Source organism: Collimonas sp. GW821-FHT07E08, from assembly GCF_059418905.1.
Genome location: NZ_JBWKQR010000010.1, coordinates 108,401 through 126,206 on the forward strand (window position 1 = coordinate 108,401; position 17,806 = coordinate 126,206).

18 protein-coding genes are annotated in these 17,806 nt (G+C 59.6%); 10 read left to right on the top strand and 8 right to left on the bottom strand.

Annotated elements, in window-relative coordinates; translation table 11 throughout:
- The first annotated feature begins 86 nt into the window (after positions 1 to 86).
- Positions 87 to 1,370, top strand: a complete 1,284-nt coding sequence (locus AC07RZ_RS14605; protein ID WP_494668444.1) for a lipase family protein — start codon at positions 87 to 89, stop codon at positions 1,368 to 1,370.
- A gap of 5 nt (positions 1,371 to 1,375) precedes the next feature.
- Here the strand turns inward: AC07RZ_RS14605 and AC07RZ_RS14610 are convergent, their stop codons facing one another.
- From AC07RZ_RS14610 to AC07RZ_RS14620, 3 genes are read right to left on the bottom strand one after another with little or no spacing between them, the layout of a single operon-like run.
- A complete protein-coding gene (locus tag AC07RZ_RS14610; protein WP_494668445.1) occupies positions 1,376 to 2,023 on the bottom strand; it encodes a hypothetical protein in 648 nt (215 codons plus the stop codon).
- On the bottom strand, positions 2,020 to 2,970 hold the full coding sequence (locus AC07RZ_RS14615) for an MlaD family protein (protein WP_144742465.1): 951 nt from the start codon (positions 2,968 to 2,970) through the stop codon (positions 2,020 to 2,022). The genes AC07RZ_RS14610 and AC07RZ_RS14615 overlap by 4 nt, the downstream gene beginning before the upstream one ends.
- A 14-nt stretch (positions 2,971 to 2,984) precedes the next feature.
- Complete coding sequence (locus tag AC07RZ_RS14620; RefSeq protein WP_494668544.1) at positions 2,985 to 3,728, bottom strand: ABC transporter permease; 744 nt, start codon at positions 3,726 to 3,728, stop codon at positions 2,985 to 2,987.
- A 239-nt stretch (positions 3,729 to 3,967) separates the two neighbouring features.
- On the opposite strand from AC07RZ_RS14620, the gene AC07RZ_RS14625 reads away from it, so the two are divergent.
- On the top strand, positions 3,968 to 4,456 hold the full coding sequence (locus tag AC07RZ_RS14625) for a DUF4019 domain-containing protein (protein ID WP_144742467.1): 489 nt from the start codon (positions 3,968 to 3,970) through the stop codon (positions 4,454 to 4,456).
- A gap of 127 nt (positions 4,457 to 4,583) precedes the next feature.
- Here AC07RZ_RS14625 and AC07RZ_RS14630 read toward each other — a convergent pair whose 3' ends face one another.
- The 3 genes from AC07RZ_RS14630 to AC07RZ_RS14640 all read right to left on the bottom strand — a co-directional run bounded on the left by AC07RZ_RS14630 (position 4,584) and on the right by AC07RZ_RS14640 (position 6,848).
- Positions 4,584 to 4,943 (bottom strand): hypothetical protein, encoded by a 360-nt coding sequence (locus tag AC07RZ_RS14630; RefSeq protein WP_494668446.1) that lies wholly within the window; start codon positions 4,941 to 4,943, stop codon positions 4,584 to 4,586.
- Between the two features lie 223 nt (positions 4,944 to 5,166).
- Positions 5,167 to 6,333 (bottom strand): tetratricopeptide repeat protein, encoded by a 1,167-nt coding sequence (locus AC07RZ_RS14635; RefSeq protein ID WP_494668447.1) that lies wholly within the window; start codon positions 6,331 to 6,333, stop codon positions 5,167 to 5,169.
- Between the two features lie 74 nt (positions 6,334 to 6,407).
- Positions 6,408 to 6,848: a CBS domain-containing protein gene (locus AC07RZ_RS14640; protein WP_092392527.1), complete on the bottom strand. Its 441-nt coding sequence runs from the start codon at positions 6,846 to 6,848 to the stop codon at positions 6,408 to 6,410.
- A gap of 463 nt (positions 6,849 to 7,311) precedes the next feature.
- On the opposite strand from AC07RZ_RS14640, the gene AC07RZ_RS14645 reads away from it, so the two are divergent.
- Genes AC07RZ_RS14645 through AC07RZ_RS14655 form a run of 3 tightly spaced genes read left to right on the top strand, consistent with a single transcriptional unit; the run spans position 7,312 to position 9,689 of the window.
- Complete coding sequence (locus AC07RZ_RS14645; RefSeq protein ID WP_494668448.1) at positions 7,312 to 8,868, top strand: cache domain-containing sensor histidine kinase; 1,557 nt, start codon at positions 7,312 to 7,314, stop codon at positions 8,866 to 8,868.
- Between the two features lie 27 nt (positions 8,869 to 8,895).
- Positions 8,896 to 9,255, top strand: coding sequence for a response regulator (locus tag AC07RZ_RS14650; protein WP_092392531.1), 360 nt, complete (start codon positions 8,896 to 8,898; stop codon positions 9,253 to 9,255).
- A 14-nt stretch (positions 9,256 to 9,269) separates the two neighbouring features.
- Positions 9,270 to 9,689 (top strand): Hpt domain-containing protein, encoded by a 420-nt coding sequence (locus tag AC07RZ_RS14655; protein ID WP_494668449.1) that lies wholly within the window; start codon positions 9,270 to 9,272, stop codon positions 9,687 to 9,689.
- A 4-nt stretch (positions 9,690 to 9,693) separates the two neighbouring features.
- Here AC07RZ_RS14655 and AC07RZ_RS14660 read toward each other — a convergent pair whose 3' ends face one another.
- Together AC07RZ_RS14660 and AC07RZ_RS14665 are read right to left on the bottom strand one after the other, a co-directional pair.
- The gene (locus AC07RZ_RS14660) at positions 9,694 to 10,332 is read right to left on the bottom strand and encodes a phosphatase PAP2 family protein (RefSeq protein WP_494668450.1); all 639 of its coding nucleotides are present in this window, start codon (positions 10,330 to 10,332) and stop codon (positions 9,694 to 9,696) included.
- A gap of 104 nt (positions 10,333 to 10,436) precedes the next feature.
- Complete coding sequence (locus AC07RZ_RS14665; RefSeq protein WP_092392536.1) at positions 10,437 to 11,063, bottom strand: helix-turn-helix domain-containing protein; 627 nt, start codon at positions 11,061 to 11,063, stop codon at positions 10,437 to 10,439.
- A gap of 371 nt (positions 11,064 to 11,434) precedes the next feature.
- Between AC07RZ_RS14665 and AC07RZ_RS14670 the strand changes: the two genes are divergently transcribed.
- From AC07RZ_RS14670 to AC07RZ_RS14690, 5 genes are all read left to right on the top strand, one after another.
- Positions 11,435 to 12,556 carry a polysaccharide biosynthesis/export family protein gene (locus AC07RZ_RS14670; RefSeq protein WP_342830867.1) on the top strand — a complete coding sequence of 374 codons (1,122 nt, stop codon included), beginning with the start codon at positions 11,435 to 11,437 and terminating at the stop codon, positions 12,554 to 12,556.
- The gene (locus AC07RZ_RS14675) at positions 12,553 to 12,990 is read left to right on the top strand and encodes a low molecular weight protein-tyrosine-phosphatase (RefSeq protein ID WP_494668451.1); all 438 of its coding nucleotides are present in this window, start codon (positions 12,553 to 12,555) and stop codon (positions 12,988 to 12,990) included. The genes AC07RZ_RS14670 and AC07RZ_RS14675 overlap by 4 nt, the downstream gene beginning before the upstream one ends.
- Positions 12,991 to 13,127: 137 nt before the next feature.
- Positions 13,128 to 15,368 (top strand): polysaccharide biosynthesis tyrosine autokinase, encoded by a 2,241-nt coding sequence (locus AC07RZ_RS14680; protein WP_494668452.1) that lies wholly within the window; start codon positions 13,128 to 13,130, stop codon positions 15,366 to 15,368.
- A 12-nt stretch (positions 15,369 to 15,380) separates the two neighbouring features.
- Positions 15,381 to 16,583, top strand: coding sequence for a hypothetical protein (locus AC07RZ_RS14685; protein ID WP_494668453.1), 1,203 nt, complete (start codon positions 15,381 to 15,383; stop codon positions 16,581 to 16,583).
- Positions 16,580 to 17,800: a polysaccharide pyruvyl transferase family protein gene (locus tag AC07RZ_RS14690; protein ID WP_494668454.1), complete on the top strand. Its 1,221-nt coding sequence runs from the start codon at positions 16,580 to 16,582 to the stop codon at positions 17,798 to 17,800. Before AC07RZ_RS14685 ends, AC07RZ_RS14690 begins: the two co-directional genes overlap by 4 nt.
- Positions 17,801 to 17,806: the final 6 nt, after the last annotated feature.

Below are 17,806 nucleotides of genomic sequence, written 5' to 3' on the forward strand. Positions count from 1 at the left end.
GGATTCCGCAAATAATGATGCATAATGGCAACAGCCATTTTGGACTCGGCTCAATTTACATAAAAAATATTGAGGGGACAAAAGTCATGCGCCATACCCAGTTCAGCCGTTCTTTGAAATTGATAGCCGCAGTCCTGTCGAGCCTGGCGCTCGGCGCTTGCGGCGGTGGCGGCGGCAGCGATAACGTCGTCCCGCAATCGAAGGCGTTTACCGCCGATGGCGGCGTATCTTCGTTTTACCTCTGGAGCGGGACTGTTCCCGCCACACCCGGCGTGCTGCTGCAGCAGGAACCGCTGCCGGCCGGCCAGGTGCTGTCGAATGCCGCGCAGGCTGTGCGCATCCTGTACAGCTCGACCGATGGCGACGACGGCAAGACCGCGATCTACGTTTCCGGCGACTTGCAGCTGCCCAAGGGCGCGCCGCCGGTCGGCGGCTGGCCGCTGATCGCCTGGGCCCACGGTACGGTCGGCGTGGCCGACGTCTGCGCGCCGTCGTGGACAGTGCGCGATCCGCGCGACGTGGATTACCTGAATGCCTGGCTGGCGCAAGGTTATGCGGTGGTGTCCACCGATTACCAGGGATTGGGCACGCCCGGCCTGCATCCCTACCTGCATGCGCGGCCGGAAGCCTACAGCGTGCTCGACAGCATCCGCGCGGTTTCCAAGAATTTCCCGCAGCTGTCCGGCTCGGTGGTGATCGTCGGCCAATCGCAAGGGGCGCAGGGAGCGATTGCAACCGCCGCCTACGCGCCCAGCTATGCGCCCGAAATCAAGCTGCTGGGAACGGTCGCGACCGGCGTTCCTTACCAGCTGCAAAGTGTGCTGGCCTATCTGAACGCGTTGACGGCGCAAGTGCCTGCCAGCGGTTTTACCTCGGTGCTGGGCACGCTGGAAGCGTATGCCTGGCTGGGTTACGCCACCGCCGAACGGGTAGTGCCGGGTTTCCTGCTGTCGGATCACCTGACCGCCAAGGGCAAGGCGTTTTATGCGGTGGCGGCGAGCCAGTGCCTGGGGCCGATTGAAGACAACATCATGCAGAACAAGCTGGTCACTGCCGATGTGTTCAACGGCGACGTCACTGCCTGGGCTACGCAAACCTTGCAGTCGTCCAACTATCCGACGGTCAAGTTCGCGGCGCCGGTATTTGTCGGCACCGGGACCCTGGATACCGATATCCCGACCGTGGTCCAGTATCAGTTTGCGAAAGACGCTTGCACGGCCGGCAGCACCATCGAACAGCATTATTACGCCGGCCAGGATCACGACGGCACGGTGCTGGCGTCGCTGGTCGATTCAAAGCCGTTCGTGCAGAAACTGTTTGCCGGCCAACCGATCACCTCCAATTGCGCGGCGCTGACGCCGCCGCCCTGACTGTTTCAGGGGAGAGGCTTGGCCGCCAGGTCGATGCGGCGCTGGATGCGCGCCTGGGCTTCGCGGTCAGCCGCGGCCTTGGCGCGTTGCAATTGCACTCCTAGCCAGGCCAGCAAGGGCCGGCGCCAGCCTTGGGCCGATGCTGTCTCGACCGCATTGGCGATGTCGGGCGGCGTCAGCCTTCCGCTTTGCAGCAGGGCGCCGGCCGCCACCAGGCGCGCCAGCGGATCTTCGATATCGCCGATGCGGCCGCTGCTGACCACCGTCCTGTGCTGGGGCGGCAGCAAACCAGGGTCCAATCCCTGCCACTGGCCGTTCAGGTAAGCCGCATAACTGCGCTCGCCGGCGTCGGCGTCCGGCGCCAGCGGCTGGAACCCGGCGCAGTTGTCGAACTCCAGGCTGGCGGCGCGCGTGGCGCAGCGCGTCAGTTCGACGCGCGCTACCAGGTCGGCGCGGCCGGTGCTGGCGACCGCATCGCGGGCGCGTGCGAATTCGATGTCGGCTACGCGCGTATTGCCGCTCAAATAGGCTGACGAAAAACTTTGCATGGAACCGAAGGCGTTGCCCTGCCATTCAGGTGCGGGCGGTTTGCTGCTGCAAGCGGCGAGGGTCAGCAATGCGGCGCCGAAGGCGAGGGGAGAGGCGATCTTCATGGCAGTTTGAGCTCCGTGTTGCGGGCGAAAGGCCATTTGCGGTTGATTTCGTCGACCAGCTGGGTCACCTTGCGCAAGCTGGCGTCGACTTCGGCGCGCAGTGCGCCCAGGTCGTTGCTGGCGATGCGGGCATTGCTGCCTACTGCTTGCGCCTCGGCCAGCACGGCGTCCACTTTCTTGAGGCTGGTGCGGGCATCGCTCAATACATTGTTGAGCTGGACGACGGCGGCCTGGGCATCGTCCATCACGCCGCGCTGGCCGGGCTGGCCGAATACGCGCTGGTCGGCCTTGGTCAGCAGCGCGTTGACGCGATCCAGCGTAGCGATGATTTTCTTGGCATTTTCGTCGCCGCCCAAGGCGCCGCCCAGCACGCCATATTGTCCGTTCAGGCGGCCGGTTACGGCCTGCACATTGGCCAGGCTGGTGTTGAGGCTGGAATCGGCGGCGGTGATGGTCTGCAGGTTTTCCAGCAGTTCCCTGGCGGTCGCCACCAGGCGCGGGATTTCCGCCGCGGTATCGCCGCGCAGCACGGTGCGCACCGAGTCGGGCGGCAGCAGCGGATCGTCGAGCACGCCGGTAAAGGCGCGGATGCGGGTGTCGCCGACCAGCCCGCGCTCCAATGTAAATACGCTGCTGGTGCGCAGCCAGTTGGCGTCTTTGCTCGGGACATCGATCAGGATGCGCGCCTTGCCATCCGAACCGAGATCGATGCGTTGCACGCGGCCGATGGGGAAGCCGGAGAAGGTCAGGTCCATGCCCACCAGCACGCCCTCGGAGTCGTCAGCCACCAGCACCAGGCGCTGGGTGGATTCGAATACCCCGCGCGCGTACATCACGTACAGCACAAAACCGCACACCAGCGCAGCCATCAGGATCAGCAGCAGCAGCGCCTTGAGCTCAACATTGGCGGGTGGCTGGACAGAAGGAGATTCGGGAGCAAGTGCCATGGTCGCTTTCCAGATTAGATGTATTTCGCTGCCAGCGCCCCGACTTCGATCAGGACCAGCACGAACAGCAGGCGCGTGGCGCCTGGCTGCAGGGTGGATGACAGCGTGGTATTGCGGCGCGCGCTTTCAAGAATCGCGGCGGTCGGGACGACCGCCACCGCCAGTCCGAACAGCAGGGTCTTCAGGGCGAAACCGAGCGTAACCGCCGGATCGAACACCCGCCCTACGGTACGCGTGTAATCGAGCAGGCCCCAGGGCGTGACGCCGTAGACATTGATATACGCCAGCAGCAGGACGATCATGCCGCTCACAGTGGCCAGGCTCATCACCGAGAAGGCGCTGGCAATCACGCGCGGCACCAGGTCCAGCTGCAATTGTGCGATGTCTGGCGCGGTTGCGGTCTGGCCGGCGGCGGCCGCCGGCAGCTGCGCGCCGTTGAACGCCAGGCCGGCGCGCAGCGCCACGAACAGGGCTGCCGACAGCGGGATCAGTTCCAGCACCAGCACCCGCACCATCATTTCCAGCGCATAGCGCGACAGGCCGTAGCTAAGCGCGGTGACCAGCACGATACGGATCAGCACCAGGCTGAGCAAGGTCGACAGCAGGGTGAACCAGGGCAGGATCTGCCATGTGCCGCTATAGATATAGCGGTAGGTCGCGCTGCGGTTGGCCCGGTGATAGGTCGACGGTGAAACGCCCATGGCCAGCGCGATGCCGACCAGGTGCAGCATATGCCACCAGCTGCTCAGGGTGCGCATGAAAGTCACGGCCCATTGCTCTGGTTTTATGTAGCGGGACGGGGTTGGATACATAGCGCAATGATAACGCAGCAACACAGGAAACAGGCCTGTACGGATTTCTTTTTAATGCCGCTGGATTTGTGCTTTTCCTGCCGCCGTCGTCAACCAGCAATCAAAGCCGATATGCTAGACTTTCTGGCAAGAATCGGCTGTCGGCGATTTTCTGGAACCCGTATCAATTTCACGGAAAGAGAAAAATGACTACCTTGCTATCGCTGAAGAATATTTCTTGCGCCGCCGGATTTGCGCTGGCCGGCATGCTGGCTTCCAGTCCCGCACACGCGCAAACGACTGCGTCGATCGACGGCGCTATCGCAACCGCCTCGCAGTGGGTGGCGCTGGCGGACAGCAACCAGGCCGAGCGGATGTGGAGCAGCAGCGGACCTGCCATGCAAAAAAGCACCAGCAAGGAAGACTGGCTGAAATACCTGAGCGCGGTGAAGAACGAACTGGGGCCGTTGGGCAGCCGTCAATGGGCGCAGATTGTGCATGTGACCAATCCACCCGACTTGCCGCCGGGAGAGTATTTGAATATCGCGTTTACCGGCCGCTTCGCCAAAGCGCCGACTGTCGAAAAAGTATCGATGGTGCAGGCCGGCGACAAATGGATACCGGTCGGTTACGTGATCACGAAATTTGAACCGGCTGCGGCGGCCGCGCCGGCAACTGCAGATCCAAAAAAATAGATCGCTCCGCAGCAGCTATGCGAGCTCTGCGCTTCACTTCATCAATTATCAGCAGTACGCAACCAGCGGGCGCGGCGACCGCCGCGCCGGTTCATTGCGCTGCTGTCACCGGCTTAATCCTGGCGCGTCAAGCAGCTCCGCGGTACGCGTTCAGATCTGGTGTAAGCCGCTGCGGGCCTTGTGGTTGGGGTGTGTGCTTGGGCCTCTGCGAATCGGCCACGCTTTCGACGCCGTCGGCGGCAATCGCTTCGAGGAAGCCGAGAACGTTACGGTAATAATCAACCCGCATTTCCGCTTCCAGCAATTGCCTTTCTGACTGATACAGCGCCAGGCGTGTATCGCGGAGTTCATTTTCTGCCAGCTTTTCAGGCGTCTGGATATATTTTATCGCCAATCTGTTAAGCCATCCCATGTCGGCACCTCTTTTGTATGGAGACAGTTTTATCATAGATCGTTCTTGGCAAATAAACCTGATAATTGACATCATTTAACTATCTTGTTGCGCAATTTCCACGCCAATAATTTATGTGAAACAGCTGAGTATCGTCTTCGTGAAAATGCAAGGCATAACAAACAAGATGTGCGCCAGGCAGGTATCGACGATTGGCGCGCGACTGCGCGAATCTGTCGCTTTGCGCGCATCCTGGGCGAGCCGGCAAGCCCTATGCGGGCTCATGCGATCAGCGCACTGTGAGCCGCGGCAGCGCTGCTTAATGAATCAAGAGCGGAGCGCGGTAAGACTTGACCCGGTCGAGCTTGGCTGCATACAGGTCGTGGTCGTTGCTGGTCGTGCTGTTTTGCATGGCGATGCTCAAGTGCTTGACCGCCTGGTCGATTTCTCCCAGGCGCAGGCAGGCAATGCCTAGCCAGTACTGGAATTCATGATAGTAGGGATCGCGCGCAATTTCCCTGCTGAAGTGCAGCTTCGCAGCCTTGTAATCGCCGGCGCGCATTGCCGCCATGCCGAGGTTGAATGCCTGGAAGGGGGCTTCCGGCTGCAATTGCGCCAGCCTGGCCGCCAGCGGTTTTGCTTCCGCTGATTTGCCGAGATCGTTAAGGACGCCGATCAGGTTGAACATGACCACGGTGTTGTCCGGTTCGCGTTCATGCACCTGGCGGAATGTGCGTTCGGCTTCCAGCAAATTGCCGTGGCGCCGGTACACCACTCCCAGCGTATTGTAGGAAGCGAGGAAACCCGGGTCCTGCCGGATCGCTTCGCGCGCCCACCAGTAAGCGTCGTCCAGCCGATGCATGGCGAGGGCTTCGGCAGCCTGGTTATTCATGTACATCGCCACCACGGTATTCTCTTCGATGTCCAGCCGGCGCTGGCCTTCGGTATCTTCCGGCGGCAGGAAATCAATCGTCATCAGGCGGCTATGGTCGAGCGGGGTGCGGATGGCGCTGGGCCGTTTGCCGAGGGTGAGGTTGACATGGCCGCTGGCAAAATAGAGGTCGTCGTTGCGGCTCCATGCCTGGTCCATGAGTATGGTCTGGTAGCGCACCGGCAGCCCCAGTTCCTTGGCGAAGGCAGCGGTCATGATCACCAGCGACAGGCAATTGCCGCTGCGCGCCGCAAAGGTCTCGGCGGCATTGCGGGTGTGTTCTGAGCTGTACTCCAGCTGCAGCCGGTTCTTGCTGTACAGCGCATCGAACAAGCCTTGCTGTATGCCCTTTACGCGCATCTGGTGGGCATTCTCGTCGCTGGCCAGGTATTGGCGCATGGCGTGGCTGACGGCAAATACATTATCGGCGCTGATGTGCTGCGAGGGCGGGGCAAACAAGCGGTCGCTGAACAGCTTGTCAGCTTGCGGCGCCGGCGGCGGGGCCGCGCAGGCGGCGAGCACGAGACATAAAGACAGGATTAGCCAGCGTTTCATCTGGGGCCACCGTGCGGTAGGTACTTCCAATGTGCAGCTTGCAATATGCTGCTTCCAATATATACCTGAATCGCTCAGGCCGGGTGTCCCATGATGTAGTGTTCGAGCTGCTGGATGATGAATTGCTGCTCCGAAATGATGTCTTTCACCAAGTCGCCGATAGAGATGATGCCGACCAGCTTGTCATCGTCCAGGATCGGCAGGTGGCGCAGGCGGTTCTCGGTCATCAGCGCCATGCATTGTTCATTGGTGTCGTCCAGGCGCACATACATGACGGAGGACGTCATGATGTCGCGCACCGAAGTGTCGGTCGACGAGCGGCCCTTGAGTATCATCTTCCTGGCATAGTCGCGTTCGGTGACGATGCCGACGATTTTCCCCTGCACCGTCACCAGCAGCGCACCGACGCTTTTGTCCGACATCATCTTGATGGCGTCGAACACCTTGGCGTCAGGAGCAATCGTGTAGACGGTTTGGTTCTGCTTGGTCTTGAGAATCTGCGCGACGGTTTTCATCAGTCATCCCTTCAGACAAACCTGCAATTCGAATAATTATTTTGCGACCCTGCCTAGTTTAGAAAGTAGCCTTTTCGTTTTCAAATTGCAAGCATCTTCAGTGCGGGCGCGCGTTGCGGCTGACAATTCTGACAGTAGTAAAAAGATGGGCTATTATATTATTATTGCAGTGCGGCAATAATTCTTTGGCTGGCGAAATTGAACCATAGGCGGTTAAGGCGCTCTGTTTGTGGGGCCCGACGTAGCGGATATTCCTGCTGTGGAGGCAAGTCAATGCAAGAAACAGGAAATCTTCTTTTAATGACAACGTATTTCAATGGTCGTTTTGCCAATGACCGATTTTAGTTTTACCGCCGTGCTGAAAAAAATACAGAAGTCAGATGCAGCAATAGCTTTGCCGCGCCGGTCGGATATCCGGCTCGCGATCTTTTTTTTTGCAAGCGCATTAATCGCATGCATATGGGTGGTTACCTTATATGACGAAGCCAGCGAAACGCAGCGCGAACTGGAAAAAGTCGGGCGCGATGCACAGAACGTGGCCCGGGCGTTCGATGAGAATATCAGCCATGTCATCGAGCAGGCCGATGAAGCCAGCGACCTGCTGAAATTCCAGTACGAGCGTTTCGGCGCAAAAATGAACAGCCTCGAGTATCGGGACGCGTGGCTAATGCAAGGCAACCTGGCGAACCGTTTTTTTATCCTTGACGAACATGGAAAGCAGGTCTACGCCAACGACGATATCGTGCTCAACGACGGACTCGTCGCAGGCCATATGCAATTGCACCAGGGGCACGATTCCGGCCAGCTGATGTTCCTCGCCAAACCGGCGCGCGACCGCGTCTCGGGGGAATGGTCGATGCAAGCCAGCCGACGCCTTAACCGGCCCGACGGCAGCTTCAGCGGCATTGTCGGCGTCTCGATAAGCAACGAGGCGGTGACGCGTTTTTATCACCAGATCAATATCGGCCGCGACGGCGCTATCAGCGTGGTCGGCGATGAAGGCACGATCAAGGCGCGCGAGCCGGACGGCGCCAAGGCGATCGGCATGGATTTTTCTGGCAGGCCGTCGTTTGCCGTGATGAGGCAGCACCAGCAAGGCTACCTGACCAGCAACGGCGTGGTCGACGGCAAGCAGCGGACGTATGCCTATCGCCAGCTGGAAAATTATCCGCTGATGGTGATTGTCGGCATTTCGGTCGAGGAAGCGATGCAGCCGTTCTATAACAACCGCTTTCGCGGTTATGTGCTGGCGGCATTTTCCACCGGTGTGGTGGTGGTGTTCACCGCCTTCATCCTGTTCATGGCGAACGGCCTGGTGAGCACCGGGCGCGTGGCGACTCTTGCCAACCAGGCCAAGTCGCAGTTCCTTGCCAATATGTCGCACGAATTGCGCACGCCGCTGAACGGAATTTTGGGTTATGCGGAACTGTTGCGGGAAGATCTGGTCGGAACCGACGAGCAACATTTTGCGCAGGCAATACATGACAGCGGCACGCATCTGCTCTTGCTGGTCAATACCGTGCTCGACCTGGAGCGCATCGCGGCGGGGAAAATGGAAGTTTTCATCGCGTCCGAAAATTTGCGCGAGCTGATGCAGAAAATTGTTGCCAGCCATGCGTCCACCGCGATGCGCAAGGGGATCGACTTGAGGCTGGTGCTGAGCCCGGCGCTGCCGATCGAGTTTGCCTGCGATCGCGGCAAGCTGATCAGGGTGCTCAACAACCTGATCCACAATGCGTTGAAATATACGGATCAGGGAGCGGTAACGGTGCGCGTGCTGCAGGGCGACGGCGTGCTGATATTCCGGGTGGTGGATACGGGCGAAGGCATCCCGATGGAATTGCAGCGCGTCATCTTTGAAAAATTTGCCCAGGTGGACGGCTCGGACATGCGGGCGCAAGCCGGCAGCGGCCTGGGCCTGGCGCTGGCCAAGGAATTGGTGAAATTCATGGGCGGCACCATCGCCGTACGGTCGCGGGTCGGCAAAGGTTCGATTTTTGCCTTCACGATACCGGTTTGAACAAGGCTTTACAGTGATTAGGTGTGAATGAAAAACATATTGGTAGTGGATGATAATCCTCTCAACAGCAACCTCGCCAGGATCATCCTGACCAGGGCGGGACATACGGTCCACGTGTTTGCCGGAGCTTCCGAGGCTCTGCGTTACCTGGAAAAAAATACAGTCGATGTGGTGTTGACCGACGTCGGCATGCGCGATATAAACGGAAAAGAATTCTGCCGCCTGGTCAAGGACGGCAGTCACGAGGTGGTTCCTCGCATGGTGGCGTACACCGCATTTGCGATGGAGGAGGAGTTGTTGTCGATCCGGGCGGCAGGTTTCGATGCCGTAGTCATCAAGCCGGCGACCCGTGTCCAGATCCTGGCAGCAGTGGATCCTGCCAGTTGAAGCGCTGTCTTGCGTTGTTCGATGTAGCGCTTCAGGAACATAACCAACCGCCGACCATGCAATCTTATATCTGCCATCACTTCAGCCCGGAAATGTTTTTAAAGCATTCCTATAACGACAAAGGCGTTTTTGTCGATTTGTGCAAACTGTTTCTGCAAGTCGGCAACGAACAGTTCGCGCGCCTGAAAGCGGCCGTGCAGGCCGGGAGTGTAGGCGCCACGACGCAGGAATGCCATGCGCTCAAGGGCACGTTGCTCATCTCTGGCGCTGATGCCGCCGTGCGCTTGCTGGATCAGATAGAGATCGAGTTCAACCGGAAAAAACGGGTCTGTACAACGGAAAAAATCCTCGAGCTGCAAAATGAAATCGCGCTGACGATGGATGAAGTGCGCGACTTCCTGCTGGAGCTGGAAAGCCTGGAGCTCCAGCACTGAAGCGTCAAGGCGCCGGCTGTTGCGCCGGCGGCTCGCAGCATTTTTCCACGGCGTGACGGCGGCTTTCGGCAGCCAGAGCAGAATGGCCCGACAATAACAATGCAGCCTTGTCGATCAAGAGTTGGGTCGGTATCGGCCGGGCAAAAGAAGCCGCCAGCAGCAGCACAAAACTGACTGCCATCAAGGTGCGGTTCAACACCGGCTTGGGCAGGCTTTCAGCGCACCAGATGAAAGCGAGGCTGACTGCGCCGCCCAGCAGCCAGCCGCTGAGCGCTTCCGAGACCGAGTGAAAATCCAGCACCACGCGCGACAGGCTGATCAGCGCCGCGAAGGCCATGCCAGACACTACCGCAAGCTGCCGCACGGCAGCGGTTTTCTGCTGGAACAGGAAATAGAAGAGCAGGGGGATGATCGCCGCGGAGCGCATGGCGTGGCCGCTGAAACCGGTGAAATCCAGTTCGTCTATGCCTATGCCCCAGCCGACGAACGCAATCTTCGAGGCGGCGACCAGCAGCAAAGCGGAACCGAACAGCAGGCACCATGCCCAGAACAGACGTTGCGCGCGTGCCGCCAGCAGCCACGCTGCAATCGCAACGGCGGCGGGAAGCATGATGGTGCTGCCGCCGACTTTGGTGATACCCATCCATGAAAGCATAAAACTCATTGCCTAATTAGCGGCCGATACCTGTCTCCTGCGATACCAGCAGGTTGATATGCGCTGATTGCGCTATTTTTACTTGAGTTGGTTCAAGCAGCGGATGCTGCACGAGCCTGGCGCGCCTTGCGTGCCGCACAGCCGCGCAAGAAACCGCGCAGCTCTTCGAACACGATAGGCTTCTGGAAAAACAGGACCTCGTCAGGCAAGCCGCCGCGCGCATCGAGCTCGTCCCTGCTGAGCGTGGTGAGGACGGCGATGTCGATATGCCTGAGGTCGGGATTGGCGAGCACCGTTTTGACAATCTCATAACCGTCGATGCCTTCCATGACGATATCGAGCAGCAGGATATCGTACTTGCGCTGGGCGATTTCTATCAGCGCCTGGTAGCCGTTGTCGCAAAAGCGCGTCTCCAGCGCGATATCCCAGGAAGCGATCTGCTTCTCATACACCATCCGCTGCAGGGCATTGTCTTCGACGATCAATGCGCTCAGTGTCGAAGACAGCGCGGTACGGCCCTTGTCCATCGGCAGGTCGCTGCGTTCGGCCTTCAGCGCTTCGATGGCTTCGCGCGGAATGCGGCGGTGTCCGCCTTGCGTCTTCCATGCCACCAGGACCCCGCGCTCCACCAGCTGCTGCACCGAGGTGACGGAAATTCCCAGCAGCTTGGCTGCTTCTTGCGTAGTGACATCGCTTTGATTGAGTTTCACTGCTGACATTGGGCGATTGATTGGGCGGTTAATTGGGCAGTTAAGGAGTTAGGCGGCGCGGGACAAGCTGCACATTCTATCAAACGTATCTATCGGAACGCATTTTATCAATTTATCAAATAGCCGCCACCAACTGATTGGAGGAGCGTCGCGCCAGGTAGTTCAGGGGTCTTTGCCGCCTGAAATGCATTTAATTGCAGGCGGATTGAATTATCTCTGGTCATTCAAATAAAAAATACTATAAAATCGTTGAAATCGGTATTTATGTGATTTTAAACGATTTTTGTTGTTTTTTTGATTTTAAATTCACATGATTGCCTGGGTTGGTTCGAGCTGCGTATCGTTAAATTGGATCGGTGTGAATTAAATTGAAAAAAATATTGCTGCTAACTCTTGTGTTTGCGCTGGGCGGTTGTGCCTTTGCCCCAGGCATGAAATTCGATTCCTATTCGCCACTGGATGCAAGCGATCCTGAGTCGGTCCCGGTGATCACGCCGATCACCCTCAAGCTGGTGCAGCAGGAAAACGCCGAACGCATGCGGCTATCCGGGCAAGGCGAGCAGTACCGGGAACTGATCGGCAAGCCGCAGCCGTATCGCATGGGGCCGGCCGACATATTGTCGATCATCGTCTGGGATCATCCTGAACTGGTGGTTCCTAACCTTACCTACACCCTGGGCGCTACCGGCAACCTGTCCAACAGCGGCATGACCGCGCAGACGCTGCCGGGTTATGTGATCAGCAACGAAGGCGAAGTGCAGTTCCCTTACGTCGGGCTGTTCAAGGCGGAAGGATATACCGAAGTAGAGGCGCAAAAGAAATTGCGCGGGCTGCTGGCCAAATATATACGCGATCCGCAGATCACCTTGCGCGTCATCGGCTACCGCAGCCAGAAGATCTATGTCGACGGCGAAGTGCGTTCGGCCGGGGTCAAGCAGATGAGCGATGTGCCGATGACGCTGTCGGAAGCGATCAACCAGGCCGGCGGCATTCCGCCCAGCGGCGACGCCAGCCGGATTACGCTGGTGCGCGGCGCCAAGAGCTATGAAATCAGCGTGCCGGACCTGATCGCGCGCAACCTCAGCCCTTCCGACATCATCTTGCAGAACGGCGACGTGCTGCGGGTTGCGCCGCTGAGCGACAACCAGGTCTCGGTTTCCGGCGAAGTGCGCAGTCCCGGCTTGCTGCCCTTGCGCAGCAACGGCCGCCTCACACTGAGCGATGCATTGAACGGCGCCGGAGGCGTCGACGCCAACACCAGCGATCCAAGCGCGATCTATGTGGTGCGGGCTGCTCCCGACGGCACCATGCCGAAAGTGTTCCATCTTGACAGTAAATCGCCGGTGGGCATGGCGCTGGCGGAAAATTTCCCGCTGCAGGCCAAGGACGTAGTGTATGTCGATGCCCCAGGCCTGGTCCGTTTCAGCCGTGTGTTTGCACTGCTGGTCGGCACTTCTACTACCGCGGTCAATTCGCGTAACGCTGTGGATAAGAAAAATTGATCAAGTCCATTCTCATCGTCTGCATAGGAAACATCTGCCGCAGCCCCATGGCGGCGGCGCTGTTCGCAAAAAAACTGCCGGGACTGCATTGCCGTTCGGCCGGCATCGGCGCGCTGATAGGGCAGCCCGCCGCGCAGGAGTCGATTGAATTGATGGAGCAGCGCGATATCGACATCCGCGACCACCGGGCGCAGCAGCTGCAGTCCTGGCTGTGCGAGTCCGCCGACCTGATTCTGGTGATGGATATCGAGCAGAAACAGCATATTGAAAAGCAGTACCCGACCACGCGCGGCAAATTGTTCCGGCTGGGGCAGTTCAGCCAGTTCGATGTGTTCGATCCCTACAAACGTCCGCGCGATGAGTTCGAGAGTTGCCTGCGCCTGATCGAACAAGGCGTGGACGACTGGGTAAAGCGCATCGATTCGGTCAACTAGCGACCGCCGGCGAACCTGTTGCGTGTCTGTTGCGAATTTGCCGCCAGGCGGCGCCGCGCGATGCCGATGCGTGTCCTTCGCAAGCAATGCATGTTGTCAGTACCTCTATCAATATTTGCCAACCAGCTGAATAATCCATGACTTCACTCAATCCGCTGCAACAAAATTTTACCGACAAGCATGAGGAAATCAGCCTTGCGGCCATTCTCGATATTCTGCTGGACAACCGCTGGTTGATCGGTCTGATCACTGCCGGCTTTTTGCTGCTTGGCGCTTTGTACGCTTTCCTCGGCACGCCCATCTACAAGGCCGACATCCTGGTGCAGGTGGAAGACAATTCTCCCAGCGCCGCCGCCAGCAACATGCTGGCCGACATGTCGGCGATGTTCGACGTGAAGTCCACCGCGCCGGCCGAAATAGAAATCCTCGGCTCGCGCCTGGTGGTGTCCAGGAGCGTCGACAACCTGCATCTGTTCATCGACCAGGGGCCGAAATATTTCCCGGTCATCGGCGCCTTGATCGCGCGCCATAACCTGGACCTGTCGGAGCCCGGCCTGCTTGGCATGGGCGGTTATGCCTGGGGCAGCGAAAAGATCGATGCCGACGTCTTCAATGTGCCGCAGGTGCTGGAAACCGAAACCTTCAAGCTGACCAACCTCGGCAAGGGCCGCTACAGCCTGGCCAGCTCGGCGTTCGACCAGGTGTTCGAAGGCACGGTCGGCAAGACTGAGAAATTCACCGTGGCCGCCGGCGTGATCGAGCTGCACGTGGCGCAGATGCGGGCCAAGCCTGGCATCGTGTTCAAGCTGGTGCGCAATTCGCGCCTGAAGACCATACAGGATTTGCAAGACCAGCTCAATATCGCCGAAAAGGGCAAGCAGTCCGGCGTCATCGGCGCCGAGCTGCTGGGGCCGGACCCCTACCTGGTGAGCGCCACCATGAATGAAATCGGCCGCCAGTACGTGCAGCAGAACGTCGAGCGCAAATCGGCCGAGGCCACCAAGTCGCTGGATTTCCTGGACGGCCAGCTGCCGGAGCTGAAGGCCGAGCTGGACAAGGCGGAAAACCTGTACAACGCCTTGCGCGAACGGGTCGGCACCATCGACATGGGCGAAGAAGCCAAGCTGGTGCTGCAGCAGTCGGTATCGACCGACACCCAGATCCTGGAGCTGAGGCAGAAGCGCAAGGACCTTTCCACCCGCTTTGCCGATTCGCATCCGTCGATCCTGGCCATCGATCGCCAGATCGGCGCGCTGCAGAGCGAGCAAGGCAAGATCTCGGGACGCATCAAGACATTGCCGAACAGCGAGCAGGATGTATTGCGCCTGATGCGCGACGTGACCGTCAACACCAGCCTGTATACCGGCTTGCTGAATAATATCCAGCAGTTGAAACTGCTCAAGGCAGGCAAGATCGGCAACGTGCGCGTGGTCGATTCCGCTGCGCTGCCGGAAATCCCGGTCATCCCGAAAAAGCCGCTGGTGTTCGCGCTTGCGCTGCTGCTCGGCCTGTTCTTCGGCGTGGTGACGGCGGTGCTGCGCAATATCCTGTACGGCGGCGTCAGCAACCCTGAAGACATCGAGCGCCACGCCGGCCTGAGCGTGTATTCGACCGTGCCGCTGAGCGACGCCCAGCAGCTGCTGAATTACAAGATCAAGACGAAATCCAAGGAGATGGCGCTGCTGGCGGTGTCCGAGCCGCACGATACGGCGATCGAAAGCTTGCGCAGCCTGCGCACCGCATTGCAGTTCGCCATGCTGGAAGCGCACAACAACATCGTGCTGCTGACCGGCCCGGCGCCAGGGGTCGGCAAATCCTTCATCTCCGCCAACCTGGCGGCCGTGATTGCCTCTTCCGGGAAGCGCGTATTGCTGATCGACGCCGACCTGCGCAAGGGCCACCTGAACCAGTATTTCGGCATGGGCCGCGGCAAAGGCCTGTCCGAGCTGATTTCCGGCGGCAGCAAGCTGAACGAAGCGCTGCATAAAGGCATCGTGCCAAACCTGGATTTCATTTCCACCGGCACCTTGCCGCCGAATCCTGCCGAACTGTTCCTGGTCGGGCGCATGTCCGAACTGCTGCAAGAATTTTCCGCTTCCTATGACCTGGTGCTGATCGATACGCCGCCGGTGCTGGCGGCGTCGGACACCGGCATCCTGGCGGCGCTGGCAGGCACGGCATTCCTGGTGGCTCGGGCCGAGACCACCAAGCTGGGCGAAATCGTCGAATCCATGAAGCGCCTGGCGCAGAGCGGCGTCCATGCGAAAGGCGTGATCTTCAACGGCCTCAGGCTGGATACGCGCCGATACGGCTACGGCAATTCGGGACGTTATCGCTACACCGCCTATTCCTATAAACCGCAAGACGTCAAATCCTGACCGCACCCGCACATGAAAAAAGCCAAGGCGCTGCTGCAAGTGATTTTTGAGCAAGCAGTATTCACACTGTCGTTTTTTTCCACCCAGGCGCTGCTGGCGCGCTACCTGAGCGTGGAGGCGTTCGCCTCGTTTTCCGCGATCTATTCGGCGGTGATCCTGCTCAACATCGTGCACGGCTGCACGGTCATGGAACCGTTGCTGGTGTTCGCCAAATCGAATTATTCGATCGGCCGCAAGCTGTTGCTGCAGCTGCACCTGCCGGTGGCGCTGCTGAGCTTGCTGGTCGTGGCCTACCTGGTCTTGCGCATCCCCGATACGCCGCCGTATTTCATTTATGCACTGATCCTGGCGCTGGCAGGTTTCGTGGCGTACTGGACCGTGCGCTCGGTTGCGATCCTGGACAACAAAAGCTTGAAATCCGTGATCCCGGCGCTGGCCCAGCTGGCTGGCGTGTTCGCGGCAATTGCGATGATTCCCAAGGACAGCCGTTATCAGCTGAGCGAGCTGCTGGCGGCTATCGGCTTGCCTTTGCTGCTGGCCAGCGGACTGGTCGCCATCGGCTCGAAGAAGAAAGACGCCCATCCGAATCCCGTGCCCGGCGAAAAAATCTCCTGGCTCAGCTTCGGCCTGAACAATTCCCTGAGCCAGGTCATGGTCTGGGCCATGACCCACGGCCTGGTGATCTATTACATGTCCAGGCAACAGGCGGACCTGGCGGCCAATTTCCGGGTGGTGATGACGCTGGTGCTGCCGGCGCAGTACCTGAACATCGCCATCTCGAACTTCGGCCTGCCGAGGCTGGCGCGGCTGGCCGATGAAAAGTCGTCCAGGTTTGCCGCCATGGCGCGCATGCTGATCGCGACGACGCTAGCTTCCAGCCTGGTGTACGGCCTGGTGCTGTGGCTCTCGGGACAATTGCTGGTCGGCTTGCTGTTCGGCGCCAAATACAGCGGCCTCGACATGCGCGACTACTTCCTGCTGCCGATGATCCTGGCGGCGATCCAGGGCACGCGCACCGTATTGAAGGCGCTCAAGCTGACCCACCACGCCAGCTGGGCGGTGGCCGGCGGCTTCCTGTGCTTCGTGCTGGTGTTTGTCACGCGCCCGGCGACCTCGGTCAGCACGGTGTTCGTGCCGACCGTATTCGGCCTCGGACTCGCTGCTTTCATCATGTTTTATCAAATCCGTAAAAGTCTGAAAGTGGTGGCCATATGAAAATCGTGATCTGCGCTGTTCCCTATAGCCCCAACTTGGGCGATGGCGTCATCTATGAAAACATCAAGCAGTTGCTGCTGGAGCGGGTTCCCGGCGCGCAGGTCAGCGCGCTCGACATTGCCGGCCGCGACGATTATGTGAAGGCCGGGATCTCGAAAAAATCGCTGGTCAGCAAAGTGCCGAAGCTGCTGCGTCCGTACGCAGTCTGTACCTATTTCAGCCTGCAGTATTTCCTGCGCTGGCGCCGCAAGTGGGTAAGCCAGCTGGCCGACGCTGACCTGGTCGTGGTCGGCGGCGGCCAGCTGCTGCTGGACGTGCACCTGAATTTCCCGGTCAAGCTGTTCCTGCTGTCGAAGGCGGTCAAGGCTGCCGGAAAATCCGGCAAGGTCGCCGTATTCGGCGTCGGCGTGTCGAAGAGCATGTCGAGCGCCGGCACCGGCCTGACCAAGCGCACCTGGGAAAACCTGGCGCCGATCCAGGCCAGCACCCGCGATATCGCTTCGGCGCAGAACCTGAAGCTGATCCTGGGACAGCCGCTGGATGTCAAGGTGACGCCGGATCCAGGCATCTATTCGCAGCAGACGTTTGCCGCCTTCCTGCCGCCGCGCGCGACCGGCAACGTGCTCGGAATCTGCATCTCCAGTCCGCTGGAATTGAACCAGGCCGGAATGGAAAAACAGGATTACAGCAAGCGCATCGGAAAATATTTCCAGGAACTGGCGATCCAGGCAGTGACGCTGGGATACCGGGTCCACCTGTTTACCAACGGTTCGCCGGAAGACGAGGCGTTCAAGGATGCGCTGGCGGCCGGGCTGGATCCGGAAATCGTCAACCTGCCGCGCCCCGGGGTGCCGTCGCAGCTGGTGGCCAACATCGGCCAATGCGACTGCATCATCGCGCACCGGCTGCACGCCAACATTGTCGCCTACGCGTTGGATATCCCGAGCATCGGCCTGAACTGGGACAGCAAGGTCCAGTCGTTTTTCGAGCTCACCGGGCGCGGCCGCTTTTTCATGCCGGCGCCGGTGCCAGACGTCACCCGCACTTTCAAGCTGCTGTACCAGGCGCTGCAAGTCGACGGCGCCGGCGAGAAGCTGCGCCTGACGCAGCAATTGACAACCGAGATCGCCGCCTTGCTGGAGCGTTCCGGCCTGGCGGGCAAAGCGCCCGCGCCAGGGCCGGATCCAGCGGCGAGGGCTGTCACGGCGGCGGCATAGGCAACC